Here is a 16,837-nt window from a genome sequence, read left to right on the forward strand (position 1 = left end):
GGGGCCGAGAGCCATGGAAGGGACCAATCCGGTGAACAAGAAGCTCACGGCCGCGCTGTCCGGCGGTGCGGTACTGGTAATGGCGCTGTCGGGATGCAGCAGCGATGACGGCAACGAGAAGCTCGACGCCTGGGCCAAGCAGGTCTGCGACGCCGTAAAGCCGCAGGCCAAGAAGATCGAGGCCGCCAACATCGCCATCCAGAAGGAAACCTCGGACAACAGCTCGCCGGAGGACGTCCAGAAGACCGACGCCAAGGCGTTCCAGGACATGTCCGACGCCTACAAGGCGATCGGCGACGCCGTGGACAAGGCCGGCGCGCCGGACGCCGGGGACGCCAAGAACAGCGAGAAGAAGCAGCAGGACGCGGTCAAGGAGCTCAACAGCATCTCCGCGTCCTACGCCTCCCTGAAGAAGCAGGTCGACGAACTCGACACCAAGGACCAGGCGAAGTTCGCGGACGGCCTCAAGGACATCGCCACCGAGCTGAACAAGCTCAGCACCAGCGGCAGCAACGCCCTCAAGGAACTGGAGGAGGGCGAGGTCGGCCAGGCGATGGCGAAGCAGCCCAGCTGCAACGCGGCGTCCGGGGCGGCCACGGCCGCGGCGAGCTGACGCCGAGCAGCCGCGAGGAGCGGGTAGTGCGGGTCACAATGGGGGCGTGAGTACCTCCAGGCTGCCCGCTCTGCCCGCTTCCGATCGTTCCGATGTCACCGCCCGGCTGCGGGAGGCCCTGCTCGGGGCCTCCTTCACCGCCGACGGACTGCTCGAACTGCTCGGTGCGCCCGCGTATGCGGCGCTCGCCCGCAGCGAGACCGTCCCCGCGCTCCGGGCGACCCGCGGGGACACGCCGCTGGAGACGCTCGTCCGGCTGTTCCTTCTTCAGCAGCCCGTCCCGCACGCGCGCGTGGCGGACGTGCTGCCCGTCGACGCGTGCCTGGAGACCGGCTGGCTGGTCGAGGCCGGCGCAGACGAGCTGGCCGCGACCGTGGATGTACGGCCCTACGGCGGCCCCGCGGACGAGGACTGGTTCATCGTCTCGGACCTCGGATGCGCTGTTGGCGGCGCCGGGGGCATCGGCAGCACCGAGGAGGGCGTCGTCCTCGGCGTCGGCGGCGCCTCCACGACCCTCGCTGGCATCACCGTCCGTACGCCCGTCTCCGCCGCCCTCGATCTCGGCACCGGCTCCGGGATCCAGGCCCTGCACGCCGCCCAGCACGCCACGCGCGTGACGGCGACCGATCTCAACCCGCGCGCGCTGCACATCACCGCGCTGACCCTCGCCCTGTCCGGCGCGCCGGACGCGGATCTGCGCGCGGGCTCGCTGTTCGAGCCGGTCCGGGACGACGAGACGTACGACTTGATCGTCTCCAACCCGCCCTTCGTGATCTCGCCGGGCGCGCGGCTGACGTACCGGGACGGCGGGATGGGCGGGGACGATCTGTGCCGGTCGCTCGTTGTCGGTGCGGGCGACCGCCTGAACGAGGGCGGGTTCGCGCAGTTCCTCGCCAACTGGCAGCACGTCGCGGGGGAGGACTGGCAGGACAGGCTGAGGTCATGGGTGCCGCGAGGGTGTGACGCGTGGATCGTCCAGCGCGAAGTGCAGGACGTCACGCAGTACGCCGAGCTGTGGCTGCGGGACGCCGGCGACCACCACGGTGACCCCGCCGAGTACCAGGCGCGGTACGACGCCTGGCTGGACGAGTTCGAGGCGCGCAAGGTGAAGGCCGTCGGCTTCGGCTGGATCACGCTGCGCAGGACGGGCGCCGCCGTGCCCTCCGTCACCGTGGAGGAGTGGCCGCACCCCGTCGAGCAGCCGCTCGGCGACACGGTACGGGCGCATTTCGGCCGCCTCGACTACCTGCGGGCGCACGACGACGCGGCCCTGCTCGAAGGGCACTTCCGGCTCGCCGCGGAAATCGTCCAGGAGCAGGTCGGACTGCCCGGCGCCGAGGACCCCGAGCATGTCGTGCTGCGCCAGAACCGCGGGATGCGCCGGGCCACCAAGGTGGACACGGTCGGCGCCGGGTTCGCGGGCGTGTGCGACGGCACGCTCAGCGCGGGGCGCATCCTGGACGCCATCGCCCAGCTGGTCGGCGAGGACCCGGTGCTGCTGCGCGACCGTACGCCCGCGCAGATCCGGCTGCTGGTGGAGCAGGGGTTCCTGGATCCGGCGTGAGGGCGGGGGCGCCGGGGTTCGGGGGCGCCCTGGCGGGGCCTCGCGGGCCGCTTCAAGGGGCGTGAATTCGGCCGAGATCCTGCGCCTGGATCGCCGGCCGGCATCCTTCACGTGCATTCCGGCGGCACGCCCGGGGGACGACCCCCGTGGGCCCTCCGCCGCGTCGCCCCGGCGTTCACCTCGGGTTCGCCCCGCCGCCGCCCGCGCGTGTCAGCCTCGCGGTGCCGAGGCATGCGCGGAGCGGGGAATAGGGGGCAGGGGCGCCATGGAGAGCGGACCGGCGATCTTCGCGGGACTGGTGTTCGGCCTGTTCGGAGCCGGGCTCCTGGTGTGGACGGCGGCCCGGGCGCGGCACCGGGAACCGGTCGCCCACGGTGTGAACCCCGTCGCATCCACGACCCTCGCGAGCTGTGCCGCGGTGATCGCGCTCGCCCTCGCCGTGTGGTGCTTCACCCGCCTGTGAGAACCGCTGTTGGTACCGGGCCCGGGCTGGGACTCCGATAACTGGGAGGCACTCCTCCGGAAACGCTCGAAAAGGCCGGTGGCCACTCCGGGCGGCAGGAATGGCGGTAGTCGGGTTACCGTTCGAGTGGCCGTTGCGGGCTTTTCCCGTTTGACACGGGGGCGGGATGTACCGTCACACTCCGCAGCGTCACCAGTACCCGACCCCGGGAGAGCAGGCCTGGGGAGATCACCCAGCGTCGACCGGAGAGAAGAGCGAAGTTGTCCCCGACCAGCGAGACCGCGAAGGGCGGCCGCCGACTCGTCATCGTCGAGTCGCCTGCCAAGGCGAAGACGATCAAGGGCTATCTCGGCCCCGGATACGTTGTCGAGGCGAGCGTCGGGCACATCCGCGACCTCCCCAACGGCGCCGCGGAGGTGCCCGAGAAGTACACCGGTGAGGTCCGCCGCCTCGGTGTGGACGTAGAACATGACTTCGCCCCGATCTATGTGGTCAACGCCGACAAGAAGGCCCAGGTCAAGAAGCTCAAGGACCTGCTGAAGGATTCGGACGAGCTCTACCTCGCCACCGATGAGGACCGCGAGGGCGAGGCCATCGCCTGGCACCTCCAGGAGGTGCTCAAGCCCAAGGTCCCGGTCAAGCGGATGGTCTTCCACGAGATCACCAAGGCCGCGATCCAGGCCGCCGTGGCCAACCCCCGGCAGCTGAACCAGAAGCTGGTGGACGCCCAGGAGACCCGCCGCATCCTCGACCGCCTCTACGGCTACGAGGTCTCGCCGGTCCTGTGGAAGAAGGTCATGCCCCGGCTGTCGGCGGGCCGCGTCCAGTCGGTCGCCACCCGGCTCGTGGTGGAGCGGGAACGCGAGCGCATCGCGTTTCGTTCCGCTGAGTACTGGGACCTGACGGGCACCTTCGCGACCGGCCGCGCCGGGGATTCGTCGGACCCGTCGTCGCTGGTCGCCCGCCTGCAGACCGTCGACGGCAGGCGGGTCGCGCAGGGCCGCGACTTCGACTCCCTGGGACAGCTCAAGAGCGCGAACACCCTGCACCTCGACGAGGCGAACGCCCGCGCCCTGGCCGCCGCCCTGGAGCAGACGCGGTTCGCGGTCCGCTCGGTCGAGTCCAAGCCGTACCGCCGCTCGCCGTACGCCCCCTTCCGTACGACGACACTCCAGCAGGAGGCGTCGCGCAAGCTCGGTTTCGGCGCGAAGGCGACCATGCAGGTCGCCCAGAAGCTGTACGAGAACGGCTACATCACGTACATGCGTACGGACTCCACGACGCTCAGCGACACCGCCGTCGCCGCCGCCCGTGCGCAGGTCACGCAGCTGTACGGCGCCGACTACCTGCCCGCCGCCCCGCGCACCTACGCCGGGAAGGTGAAGAACGCGCAGGAGGCGCACGAGGCGATCCGCCCCTCGGGTGATCGTTTCCGCACGCCCGCCGAGACCGGACTGACCGGCGACCAGTTCAGGCTCTACGAGCTGATCTGGAAGCGGACCGTCGCTTCCCAGATGAAGGACGCGACCGGCAACAGCGTGACCGTGAAGATCGCCGGCACCGCCGCCGACGGCCGCGACGTCGAGTTCAGCGCCTCCGGCAAGACGATCACCTTCCACGGCTTCCTCAAGGCCTACGTCGAGGGCGCCGACGACCCGAACGCCGAGCTGGACGACCGCGAGCGCCGGCTGCCCCAGGTCAGCGAGGGCGACGCGCTCAGCGCCGAGGAGATCACGGTCGACGGGCACGCCACCAAGCCCCCGGCCCGCTACACCGAGGCCAGCCTGGTCAAGGAGCTCGAAGAGCGCGAGATCGGCCGCCCGTCGACGTACGCCTCGATCATCGGCACGATCCTCGACCGCGGCTATGTCTTCAAGAAGGGCACGGCCCTCGTGCCGTCCTTCCTGTCCTTCGCCGTGGTCAACCTCCTGGAGAAGCACTTCGGGCGGCTCGTCGACTACGACTTCACCGCCAGGATGGAGGACGACCTCGACCGCATCGCCCGCGGTGAGGCCCAGTCCGTGCCGTGGCTGAAGCGGTTCTACTTCGGTGAGGGCGAGGCCGCGGCCGTCGGCGGTGCCGCCGAGGCGGGCAACGGCGACGGGGACCACCTCGGCGGCCTCAAGGAGCTGGTGACCGACCTGGGCGCGATCGACGCGCGCGAGGTGTCCTCGTTCCCGGTGGGTGACGGCATCGTGCTGCGGGTCGGCCGCTACGGCCCGTACATCGAGCGCGGCGAGAAGGACTCCGAGAACCACCAGCGCGCGGACATCCCCGAGGACCTGGCGCCCGACGAGCTGTCCGTGGAGCTGGCCGAGGAACTGCTCGCCAAGCCGAGCGGCGACTTCGAGCTGGGCACCGACCCGGCGACCGGTCACCAGATCGTCGCCAAGGACGGCCGCTACGGCCCGTACGTCACCGAGATCCTCCCCGAGGGCACCCCGAAGACCGGCAAGAACGCCGTGAAGCCGCGGACGGCCTCGCTGTTCAAGTCGATGGCGCTGGACACGGTCACGCTCGACGACGCCCTGAAGCTGATGTCGCTGCCGCGGGTCGTCGGCACCGACGCCGAGGGCCAGGAGATCACCGCGCAGAACGGCCGCTACGGCCCGTATCTGAAGAAGGGCACGGACTCGCGTTCGCTCCAGTCCGAGGACCAGCTCTTCACGATCACCATCGAAGAGGCGCTGGAGATCTACTCCCAGCCCAAGCAGCGTGGCCGGGCCGCCGCCAAGCCGCCGCTGAAGGAGCTGGGCGTCGACCCGGTCAGCGAGAAGCCAGTCGTGGTGAAGGACGGCCGCTTCGGTCCGTACGTCACCGACGGGGAGACCAACGCGACCCTGCGCTCCGGCGACAGCGTCGAGGAGATCACCCCGGAGCGCGGCTTCGAGCTGCTCGCCGAGAAGCGTGCCAAGACGCCCGCCAAGAAGACGGCGAAGAAGGCGACGACGAAGAAGACCGCCGCCAAGAAGGCCCCGGCCAAGAAGGCGACGGCCGCGAAGAAGACCGCTGCGACGAAGACCGTGGCGAAGAAGACCACGACCGCGAAGAAGACCGCGGCGAAGAAGGCGACGGCCGCCAAGCCGGCCGCGGAGGACTGAGCCGCACCCGGCTCAATCCCCGTACTTCTTCGCGAAACGAACGCCCCGGCATCACTCTTTGGTGTCGGGGCGGGCGTACGTTCGGACGGCCCCCGCGGACTGTCGGTGGCTGCCGATAGGCTGAATGCATGACGCGTGCCGAGCAGCCAACGGCCCATCCGCCGGCCCCCGACGACGCCCTCGCGGCGGACTCGCGCGAACGCGCCGTCCGCGCCCTGCTGCGCCGACCGCAGCTCAAGCGGTTGTGGAGCGCACAGCTGGTGGGCAGCGTCGGCGATGTCCTCGCCCTGCTGGTGCTGGTCCTCCTCGCGCTCCAAGCGGCCATCGCCGAGGGGTCCTTCGGCGGGGGATACCGGGGCGTGGCGTTCGCAGTGGCGACCGTCTTCGGGGCGCGGATCCTCGCGACCCTCCTCTTCGGCGCCGTCCTGCTCGGCCCGCTCACCTCGCTGACCTCGCAGGAAGGGCCGCTCGACCGCCGCTGGACGATGGTCGGCGCGGACGGCGTGCGGGCCGCGATGCTGATCGTCGCGCCGCTGTGGATCGACTGGACGCCTGACAACGCCCTGGCCCTGCTGCTGGTGACCGTCTTCGTGACCGGAGTCGCCGAGCGGTTCTGGGCCGTGTGCCGGGAGAGCGCGGCGCCCGCGCTGCTGCCCGCCCCGCCGCCGGAGGGCGCGACGGTACGCCCGCTGCCCGACCACATGGACGCGCTGCGCCGGCTGTCCCTGCGTACCGGCTTCCTCGCGGTGCCGCTCGCGGCCGCCGCGCTGGTCACCGCGGCCCTGTTCAACAACCTGCTGGCCACCGGGATCGACTGGTTCGGCGAGCACCAGGCCGCGCTGCCCTCGTATGTCGCGGCCGGTCTGTTCGCCGCGTCCCTGTCCGTGCTGACCTTCCTGGAACTGCCGGACACCCGCACCCCACGCGCGCGTTCCCCGCTGGAGGGACTGCGCCGCCCCAAGACGGGCACCGGTGTCGACAAGGGCCGCACCGGCGCGATCCCGCTGCTGGTGCCGGCCTGCGCGTCCGTCGCGGGCGCGGTGGCCGCCGCCGTCGCCGTGTCGGTGCTGCACGCCAAGGACCTGGGCGGCGGCCCGGTGCTGTACGGCCTGCTGGTGCTCGCGCTGACCGGCGGAGTCGTCGTCGGCATCCGTACGGCGCCCAAGGCGCTGGTCTCGCTGTCGCGGCGCCGCCTGCTGGCACTGGCCATCGCGCTCACCGGCGTCGCGCTGCTCACCGCGGGTCTCGTCCCGGACGTCACCACCGTCCTGCTGGTCGTCGCCCTCGCGGGCGCCGCCGCGGGCGTGGCCGCCAACACCGGTCACACGCTGCTGGACCAGGAGACCGAGGAGTTCCGCCGCCCCCGTACGACCGAGCATCTGCACGCGGTCGTACGGGTGTTCGTGGCGCTCGGTGCGGTCGTCGCGCCCTTGGTGGCCGCGGCGATCGGCCCGCACCGGCTGGAGAGCGGCCGGTTCGTGTTCGCGCACGGAGGTGCCGCGTTCACGCTGATGCTGGTCGGCGCGCTGCTGCTGCCGGTGGCCGCGCTGGTGCTGGCCAAGGTGGACGACCGGTCCGGTGTGCCGCTGCGGCACGATCTGCGCGACGCGCTGCGCGGCGGTGACGACCCCGAGCAGACGCCCACCGCGTCCGGCTTCTTCCTCGCCCTGGAGGGCGGCGACGGCGCCGGCAAGTCCACCCAGGCCGAGGCGCTCGCCGAGTGGATCCGGGGCAAGGGCCACGAGGTCGTCGTCACGCGCGAGCCGGGCGCCACGCCGGTGGGCAAGCGGCTGCGCTCGATCCTGCTGGACGTCTCCAGCGCCGGGCTCTCGCACCGCGCGGAGGCGCTGCTGTACGCCGCGGACCGCGCGGAGCACGTCGACACGGTGGTCCGGCCCGCGCTGGAGCGGGGCGCCGTGGTCATCTCCGACCGGTACATCGACTCGTCGGTGGCCTACCAGGGGGCGGGCCGTGACCTCTCGCCCACCGAGATCGCCCGTATCAACCGCTGGGCCACCAACGGTCTGGTGCCGCATCTGACCGTGCTGCTGGACGTCGACCCGGCGACCGCGCGCGAGCGCTTCACCGAGGCGCCGGACCGGCTGGAGTCGGAGCCCGCGGAGTTCCACGCGCGCGTGCGGTCCGGTTTCCTCACGCTGGCCGCCTCCGACCCCGGCCGCTACCTCGTGGTCGACGCGGGCCAGGAGCCGGAGGCCGTCACGACCGTCATCCGGCACCGGCTCGACCAGGCGCTGCCGTTGTCCGAGCAGGAGATCCGGGAGCAGGAGGAGGCGCGGCGCAGGGCCGAGGAGGAGGCCCGCCGCAAGGCCGAGGAAGAGGCCGCCCGCAAGGCCGAGGAGGAGCGGCAGGAGCGCGAACGCCAGGAGCAGCTCGCCCGGCTGCGCGCCGAGGAAGAGGAGCGCAAGCGCCGCGAGCTGGAGGAGGCGCAGCGCCGCGAGGCCGAACGCCAGGCGGAGGAGGCCCGGCAGCGCGCCGAGGAGGCGGCTCGCCGTGCCGAGGAGGAACGGCAGCGGCTGCTCGCCGAGGAGAAGGCCCGCGCCGAGGAAGAGGCCCGCCGCAGGGCGGAGGAGGAACGCCGCCGCAGGCAGGCCGAGGAGGAGGCACGGCTGCGCGCCGAGGCCGAGGCGCGGCGCCTGGAGAAGCAGCGCAAGGCGGAAGAGGCGCTGCTGCGGGCCGAGGAGGCGCGGCGACTGGCCGAGGCGGCGGCCGCGGCGGCGGAGACGGCCGGGGCGGGGCCGAAGCGGGCGACTCCGGCGGCACCTGCGGCCGCGCAGGACGCGGCTACGGTTCCTACGCCGGTGGTGACGCCGACGAATGCCTCCGGGGGGCCTGCGGAGGATACTGCGGTGTTGCCGCGGGCTGACGCTGGGGCGGCGGGTGCGGCGGGTGCGGCGGGTGCGGCGGGTGCGGCGGGTGTGCCGGGTGTGCCGGGTGCGGGTTACGGGGTGGCGGAGTCCCGGGTGGCTGATGCCCGGGTGACGGATGCCGAGGTGTCGGGTTCCGGGGCGGCGGATGCCCGGGAGGCTGATGCCGGGGTCACTGATTCCGAGGACACTGCGGAGGTGCCGCGGCCGGGGGAGCCGTCGGGGGCCTCGGAGGAGACGAGCGTGCTGCCGCGGCCGGGGGAGCCCTCGGGGGCCTCTGACGAGACGGCGGTGCTGCCTCCGGTGCGGGGCGCTGAGGAGACGGCGGTGCTGCGTCCGGTGAGGGACGTGGATGAGGCGGCGGCTCCGGCGCGGGCTGCTGATGACACGGCGGCGGCTCCGGCGCGGGCTGCTGATGAGACGGCCGTGCTGCCGAAGGTCGCTCCGGGCGCCGCGGACGAGACCGCGGTGCTGCCGCCCGTGCGGGGCGGGGATCCGGCGGACCGGGTTCCGCCGGGGTTCTTCCGGGAGGATGCCCGGGACGACGCCCGGCGCGACGGGGCGAACGACCGAACGCGGGAGCTGCCGCAGGTCGATGCCGAGGGTCAGGCGCGGGGCGATGGGCAGGGCGGTTCCGGGGGTGGCGGAGCGCAGTCGGGTCGGCGGCGCCGGCGGCCGCGGTCGGACTGGGCGGAGGAGACACCGCTGGACGATCTGCCGTCACTGGCGGACGAACTGCTCGGCCCGCGGGATGACGAGCCGGACGATGAGCGCGGCCGGGGGCGGGGGCGGCGCTGAGCCGTCGGCCGGTGTCGAGGATGGGGCGGTGCTCAGTCCTCGGCCGGGTGCCGGGGGCTGCGGTGCCGATGAGCGGGGCGGGGGTGTCGGTGAGCTGTCGGCCGGGGATGGGGGCGGTGCTCAGTCCTCGGCTGGGCGTCGGGGGCTGCGGTGCCGATGAGCGGGGCCGGGGCGGGGTGCAGAGCCTTCGGCTCGTGTTGGTGCGGCTGTGGTGTCGAGATGCGGGGCCGGGGCGGTGCTGCGCCGTCGGCCCGTGTCCGTGCGGGTGCGGTTGCGGTGTCGAGTTGCGGGGGCCGGGGGCCGTGTTGAGCTGTCGGTCGGCGTCCGCGTGGCGGTGGGCGGACCTCGTTGTCAGTGGCGACCCGCACAATGGATGCCGTACCGCTGCAGGTGGACGGAAAGGCGGCGTGTGGCATGACCGTGTGGGATGACCTCGTCGGGCAGGAGAAGGTGAGCGAGCAGCTGATCGCCGCTGCCCGGGACGCCGACGCCCTGGTCACCGCGGCCGCCACCCACGTCCCGCCCCCCGAGGCGTCGAAGATGACGCACGCCTGGCTCTTCACGGGCCCCCCCGGCGCCGGCCGCGCCCAGACGGCCCGGGCCTTCGCCGCCGCGCTCCAATGCGTCAGCCCCGACCGCGCCCTCGGCGGGACCCCCGGCTGCGGCTTCTGCGACGGCTGTCATACGGCGCTGGTGGGCACCCATGCCGACGTCAGCACCGTCGCCGCCGTGGGTTCGCAGATCCTCGTCGACGACATGAGGGACACCGTCCGCAAGTCGTTCACCTCACCGGCCACCGGCCGCTGGCAGATCATCCTGGTCGAGGACGCCGAGCGGCTGAACGAGAAGTCGGCCAACGCCGTCCTGAAGGCGGTGGAGGAGCCTGCCCCCCGTACGGTCTGGATGCTGTGTGCCCCGTCCATCGAGGACGTCCTGCCCACGATCCGCTCCCGCTGCCGCCACCTGAACCTGCGTACGCCCTCCGTCGACGCGATCGCGGACATGCTGGTACGCCGGGAGGGCATCGAGCCCGCGGTCGCCGCCGCCGCGGCCCGCGCCACGCAGGGCCACGTCGACCGGGCGCGCCGGCTGGCCACGGACCCGGCCGCGCGCGAGCGCCGGGCCGCCGTTCTCAAGCTGCCGTTGCGGGTCGAGGACATCGGCGGCTGCCTCAGGGCCGCGCAGGAACTCGTCGACGCGGCGGCCGAGGACGCCAAGCAGCTCGCCGAGGAGATGGACGGCAAGGAGACCGAGGAGCTGAAGACGGCCCTCGGCGCGGCCCAGGGCGGCCGGCTCCCGCGCGGCACGGCGGGCGTGATGAAGGACCTGGAGGACAAGCAGAAGCGCCGCCGCACCCGCACCCAGCGCGACAGCCTCGACCTCGCCCTGACCGACCTCACCGCCTTCTACCGCGACGTCCTCGCCCTCCAGCTCGGCTCCCGCGTGGCCATCGCCAACGCCGACGCCGAGGACACCCTGCAGCGGCTCGCCCGCGGCAGCACCCCGGAGTCCACGCTGCGCCGGATCGAGGCCATCGCCGCGTGCCGGGACGCGCTGGACCGCAATGTGGCTCCGCTGCTGGCGGTGGAGGCGATGACGATGGCGCTGAGAGCGGGCTGAGCCCGTCGGCGCCGGGCGGCAACCGGTCACCCTGCGGCGCGGCCCACGCGCCAGGCGGGCAGCTCACCCACACCCCGTCCCCCGTCGCATCAACGGCAGGTTGACCACGTAACCCGTACGAGCTGTGATCCTCACAGAGGGCTCCCCCGCCGCTGCACAGAGTTACGCTCGCTTGATGCACCTCAGGCGCCCCCACCCGACCCCCACCCCAAGTACCCGGTCCCACCGGCACGCCCGCCCCCGGCCCCACGGAGTCCGCGCGGCCGCAGCTCTCATCGGCGTCGCCGCCCTGGTGGTCTCCGCCTGTTCCACGGGCGGCTCGACCACGTCCGCGAGCCCGGCGGCGGAGGCCGCGCTGGCCGCGCTGCCGCAGGCGACCCCGGACGCGCTGTCGCCGTACTACGGCCAGAAGCTGAACTGGCGCGAGTGCGGGACTCCCGGCTTCGAGTGCGCCACGCTGAAGGCGCCGCTCGACTACGCCGAGCCGGGGGAGGACGACGTCCGGCTGGCCGTCGCCCGCAAAAAGGCCACGGGCCCGGGCAAGCGGATCGGGTCGCTGCTGGTCAACCCAGGCGGGCCGGGAGGCTCGGCGGTCGCCTACCTCCAGGCGTACGCCGGGATCGGCTACCCGGCCGAGGTCCGCGCCCGCTACGACATGGTCGCCCTCGACCCGCGGGGCGTCGCCCGCAGCGAACCGGTCGAATGCCTCGACGGGCCCGAGATGGACACGTACACCCGGACCGATCTGACACCCGACGACGACCGGGAGCAGACGGCACTGGTCGACGCGTACAAGACGTTCGCGGAGGGCTGCGGGGCGGACTCCCCGGAGCTGCTGCGCCATGTGTCCACCGTCGAGGCGGCCCGGGACATGGACATCCTGCGCGCGGTGCTGGGGGACGAGCGGCTGAACTACGTCGGGGCGTCCTACGGCACCTTCCTCGGGGCGACGTACGCGGGACTGTTCCCCAAGCGCGCCGGCCGGCTGGTCCTGGACGGCGCGATGGACCCGTCGCTGCCTGCCCGCCGGCTGAACCTCGACCAGACCGCGGGGTTCGAGACGGCGTTCCAGGCGTTCGCGCGGGACTGTGTCCAGCAGCCCGACTGCCCGCTGGGTGCGAAGGCCGGCGAGGTCGGCAAGAACCTCAAGGCGTTCTTCGGGAAGCTCGACGCCCGGCCGATCCCCACGGGCGACGCGGACGGCCGTGAGCTGGGCGAGTCCCTGGCCACCATCGGCGTGATCGCGGCGATGTACGACGAGGCGGCCTGGGCACAGCTGCGCGAGGCGCTGACCGCGGCGATGAAGGAGAACGACGGCGCGGGTCTGCTGGCCCTCGCGGACAGCTATTACGAACGGGACGCGGAGGGCCGCTACTCGAACCTGATGTTCGCCAACGCCGCCGTGAACTGCCTGGACCTCCCGCCCGCCTTCGACACCCCCGAGCAGGTGCGGGACGCCCTGCCGGCCTTCGAGAAGGCGTCCCCCGTCTTCGGTGAGGGCCTGGCCTGGGCTTCGCTGAACTGCGCGTACTGGCCGGTGGCCCCCACGGGCGAGCCGCACCGCATCGAGGCGAAGGGCGCGGCCCCGATCGTCGTGGTCGGCACCACCCGCGACCCGGCGACGCCGTACCGCTGGGCCCGCGCGCTGGCCGCCCAGCTCTCCTCGGCCCGCCTGCTCACCTACGAGGGCGACGGCCACACCGCGTACGGCCGGGGCAGTGACTGCATCGACCGCACGGTCAACGCGTACCTCCTGCGAGGGACCCCGCCGACGGACCGGAAGCGCTGCTCATAGGCCCCGTACCGGCCCCGGTCCCACCCCCGCCGGGGCCGGTACGGAGCACCTTCCGAAACTGTGTAGACTTACCGACGTTGCTGATCGCACCATAGTGCGGACAGCGCGCCGCCTTAGCTCAGATGGCCAGAGCAACGCACTCGTAATGCGTAGGTCTCGGGTTCGAATCCCGAAGGCGGCTCCACCAGGACCCCGGTCGGACAGTTCCGAGCCGGGGTCTTTTTTGTTGCGCGGAAGCGGTAGTGGAGGCGCGCGGACCGGGGGCGGGAGCACCTGCGAAGCGAGGGGGTGGACGCGGGTCCCGGTCGCTCACCTCCGACGACCGGGACCCTGTGCGTCCCCGGACCGGCCGCGGCGGTAACACTCCCCCGAGCAACGCGTCTTACGCGCGCACCGTCGAGCCGGATCCGATGTAGTGATCACATCAGGTCCCACCAACGGATCGCTAACATATGGCCAAAGCTTCTCCGTGCCGCCGTCGGCCGACTGGCGTGAAGACGCCGGGGCCATCGTGCCGGACGGGCGGAACGGCAGCGGATCCCGGCGGGTGGCCCGTCGGGGACAGGGTGGCGGAATACCGCCGTCGACCGGCGGAAATCCGCCACGACGGCCGGGCTACGCCGTGGCGCGCGGGGCGCGGAAAGGCAGTGGGCGGCGTGAAGCGGTACGAGCTGCGGTTCGGACTGCTGGGGCCGCCGGTGCTCTACGACTCCGGCGGCGACGGCGCCGTGGCCCGCCCCGTCGGCAGCCCCAAGCTCCGGGCCCTCCTGGCCGCCCTCCTGCTCGAAGCGGGCCGTACCGTCTCCGTCGACGCGCTCAAGGACGCGCTCTGGGGCGGCGCGCCGCCCGCTTCCGCGCACGCCTCCCTGCACAACCACGTCACCCGGCTGCGCCGCCTCCTCGACGACCCGGCGCGACTGCGCGCCGTGTCCCCCGGGTATCTGCTGCGCGTCGACAACGGCGAGCTGGACGTCCATGTCTTCGAGGCGTACCTCACCACCGCGCGCGCCGCCCACGCCTCCCGGGACTGGCGCCGCACCCTGTGCGAGTGCACCGCAGCGCTCGCCCTGTGGCGCGGCGCACCCTTGAGCGGACTCCCCGCCGACCTGGGCGGTTACCCGTTCGTGGAACGCCTCAGGGAGGCCCGGCTGCTGCTCCTGGAGTGGCGCTACGACGCCGAGTTGGCCCTCGCCGACGGCCGACCGGACGTCCTGCTCCCGGAGTTGTCCGCCCTCGCCGCCGAACACCCGTTGCGCGAGGCCTACCACCGCCAGCTGATGCTCGCGCTGCATCGCAGCGGACGCCAGGCGGAGGCTCTCGCCGTCCACCGAGACCTGCGGCACCGGCTCGTGGAGGAACTCGGCGTGGAGCCGGGGGTCGCCGTCCGCGGGGCGCACCTGGAGGTGCTGCGGGAGCCGGTGGAGGAAGCGGGCGGCGTTGAGCGCTCTGGAGCTGTGGGTGAGGCCAAGGTTCCGGTGTCTTCCGGCGTCGTTACCGGGGCCATGGCCCCGGCGTCCTCCGGAGCTGCGGGTGAGGCTAAGTCCTCGGCGTCTTCCGGAGCCGCGGGTGAGGCCAAGAGCCCGGCGTCCTCCGGAGCCGCAGGCGAGGCCAGCACCCTCCCGCCCTCCGGAGCCGCAGGCGAGGCGAATAGCCCGGCGTCCTCCGGAGCCGCAGGCGAGGCCAGCACCCTCCCGCCCTCCGGAGCTGCAGGCGAGGCGAATAGCCCGGTGCCCTCCGGAGCAGCACGCCAGGCCAACGCCCCCGCGCCCTCCAAAACCCCTGGCGATCCCCACACCCCGGCATCCCCCGGAGCCGTTGCCGACGACGCCAAGATCCCGGCACCCCCCATCCGCCCAGCCCAACTCCCCCCACCCCCCGCCCACTTCACCGGCCGCGCCCACCTCGCCGACGACCTCCGCCGCACCCTCGCCGGCCCGGCCCTCCGCCCCGCCATCACCGTCCTGACCGGCATGGCCGGCCTCGGCAAGAGCGCCCTGGCCCTCCACATCGCCCACGCCCTGACGGACCGCTTCCCCGACGGCCAGCTCTACGTCAACCTGCACGGCGCCACCCCGGGCATGCTCCCTCTCACCTCCGCCCAGGCCCTGGCCGCGCTCCTGCGGGACGTCGGAGCCGACCCCCGCGCCATCCCCGAACACCCCGACGCCGCCGCCGCGTTGCTGCGCTCGATGCTCGCCCCCACCCGCACCCTGCTGGTCCTGGACGATGCCGCGAACGCCGCACAGGTACGCCCCTTGCTCCCCGCGGGCCCCGGCTGCGCCGTGATCATCACCAGCCGTTCCTCCCTCGCCGCCCTCGACGGCGCCCGGCGCATCCCGCTCACGCCCCTGTCCGCCGAGGACAGCGCCGCGCTGCTGCGAGCGGTGTCCGGACGCGACGACGGGATCGACGCCGGCCACCCCCTCGTCGAACTCACCGGCCGCCTTCCGCTCGCCCTGCGGGTGGTCGCCGCCCGCCTCGCCGCCCGCCGCGCCCTCACCCCGGACGTGCTGGCCGGTCAACTGGCCGCCACCGAGGGGCGGTTGCACCACCTGGAGTACGACGACCTCAGCGTCCGCCGCTCCCTGGCCGTCGCGCACGACGCGCTCGCCGCCTCCGACCGCGAGGCCGACCGGGACGCCGCCCTCGTGCTGTGCCGCATCGGCGCCCTCGACCTGCCCGAGTACGGCGCCCCCCTGCTGGCCCGCCTGAGCGACATCGGCACCCGGCGCGCCGAGGACGCCCTCGACCGGCTCGTCGACGTGGCCCTCCTGGAGGAGACGGCGCTCGGCCGCTACGTCCCCCACGACCTGGTCCGAGACTTCGCCCGCGAACTGGCCGGCACCGAAGGCGGCACCGCCGTCGTCGAAACCGCCCTGAACTGGTACGCCGCCCTCGCCGAACGCACCCTCACCGCGATCGTCGACCCCGGCCTCGACCAGGACGACCGCCGTCGTCCCACCGCCAGCCAGCCGCCCGAGCACGCGTCCCACGTCACCGGCACCCACCCCTTCACCGGTCCCGAGGAGGCGTTCGCTTGGGGCGACACCGAGCTGGAGAACGTGGTGGCGCTTGCCGAGCGGTACGCCGACGCGCCCGAGCCCTGTATCGCCGCCCGCCTGTGCACGCTGCTGCGCCTGATCTTCCCGTACCTCCAACGCGGCGGCCGGGTCGCCGAGATGGAGACCCTCGGCCGGGCCGCGCTGCGGGTGGCGCGGCGGCTCGGGGACGAGGCGGCCGAGGCGTACGCCCTCGGTGACCTGGCCGGACTGCACTTCCTCACCGGCCGGCAGAACGACGCCCTCGCCCTCAACGACCAGGCCCTGGCCATCTGGCGGCGGCTCGGCGTCCTCTCCTGGATCCGCCGCTCCCTCAACAACCGCGGCCTGCTGCTCGAAGGACTCGGCCGCTACGAGGAGTCGGGGCGGGCGCTGCGCCAGAGCCTCGCCTACTCGCGGCGGCTGAACGACCCGTACGGCGAGGCGGTGACCCACCAGCACCTCGGGAACCTGTACGAGCACACCGACCCCCGGGCCGCCATCGAGCAGCACCGCCTCTCGCTGGCCATCGGCGAGACCATCGGCAACGCCCTCCTCCAGCTCTACGCGCGGTGCAACATCGGCTACGCCCATCTCACCCTCGGCGAACCGGACGCGGCCGCCCGGCACTTCGAGGAGACCCTGCGGGACCTCGCCGACCAGGGCGACTGGCACGGTGAGTCGCAGGCCCGCCTCGGCCTGGTCCGCTCCCTGCGGCTGCTGGGCCGCACCGAGCGGGCCGCCCAGGAGTGCGCCGAACTGCTGCGCCGCGCCGACGCCCGCGCCGACCGCTACATGGGCGGCCTCGCCCGCCACCAGCACGGACTCCTGCTGCGCGAGTCGGGCCGTACCGAGGAGGCCCGCTCGGCATGGACGGCGGCGCGGGAGGCCCTGGACGGGACCGACGAGAAGACGGTGCTCACCGAACTCGCGACACTCCTCGCAACCCCCACCTGATCA

At 73.2% G+C, this 16,837-nt stretch carries 8 protein-coding genes and 1 tRNA gene; all 9 read left to right on the forward strand.

Annotation, left to right across the window (positions count from 1 at the left end):
• The first annotated feature begins 13 nt into the window (after positions 1-13).
• A complete protein-coding gene (locus ACWD11_RS09410; protein WP_389416905.1) occupies positions 14-613 on the forward strand; it encodes a small secreted protein in 600 nt (199 codons plus the stop codon).
• A gap of 46 nt (positions 614-659) precedes the next feature.
• Positions 660-2,177 carry a DUF7059 domain-containing protein gene (locus tag ACWD11_RS09415; protein ID WP_451282230.1) on the forward strand — a complete coding sequence of 506 codons (1,518 nt, stop codon included), beginning with the start codon at positions 660-662 and terminating at the stop codon, positions 2,175-2,177.
• Between the two features lie 265 nt (positions 2,178-2,442).
• Entirely contained in the window at positions 2,443-2,640 is a 198-nt protein-coding gene (locus ACWD11_RS09420) for a hypothetical protein (RefSeq protein WP_389416907.1), read from the forward strand.
• 260 nt (positions 2,641-2,900) lie between these two features.
• Complete coding sequence (gene topA, locus ACWD11_RS09425) at positions 2,901-5,741, forward strand: type I DNA topoisomerase (RefSeq protein ID WP_451282232.1); 2,841 nt, start codon at positions 2,901-2,903, stop codon at positions 5,739-5,741.
• Positions 5,742-5,869: 128 nt separating this feature from the next.
• Positions 5,870-9,424 carry a dTMP kinase gene (tmk, locus tag ACWD11_RS09430; protein ID WP_451282234.1) on the forward strand — a complete coding sequence of 1,185 codons (3,555 nt, stop codon included), beginning with the start codon at positions 5,870-5,872 and terminating at the stop codon, positions 9,422-9,424.
• Positions 9,425-9,838: 414 nt separating this feature from the next.
• Entirely contained in the window at positions 9,839-11,044 is a 1,206-nt protein-coding gene (locus tag ACWD11_RS09435; protein ID WP_451282236.1) for a DNA polymerase III subunit delta', read from the forward strand.
• A 175-nt stretch (positions 11,045-11,219) separates the two neighbouring features.
• On the forward strand, positions 11,220-12,839 hold the full coding sequence (locus ACWD11_RS09440; protein WP_389416911.1) for an alpha/beta hydrolase: 1,620 nt from the start codon (positions 11,220-11,222) through the stop codon (positions 12,837-12,839).
• A 107-nt stretch (positions 12,840-12,946) separates the two neighbouring features.
• Positions 12,947-13,023: transfer RNA gene (locus ACWD11_RS09445), tRNA-Thr, on the forward strand.
• A gap of 472 nt (positions 13,024-13,495) precedes the next feature.
• The gene (locus ACWD11_RS09450) at positions 13,496-16,834 is read left to right on the forward strand and encodes a BTAD domain-containing putative transcriptional regulator (protein WP_451282238.1); all 3,339 of its coding nucleotides are present in this window, start codon (positions 13,496-13,498) and stop codon (positions 16,832-16,834) included.
• The last annotated feature ends 3 nt before the right edge of the window (positions 16,835-16,837 follow it).

The sequence above is a fragment of the Streptomyces sp. NPDC002776 genome, from assembly GCF_053592195.1.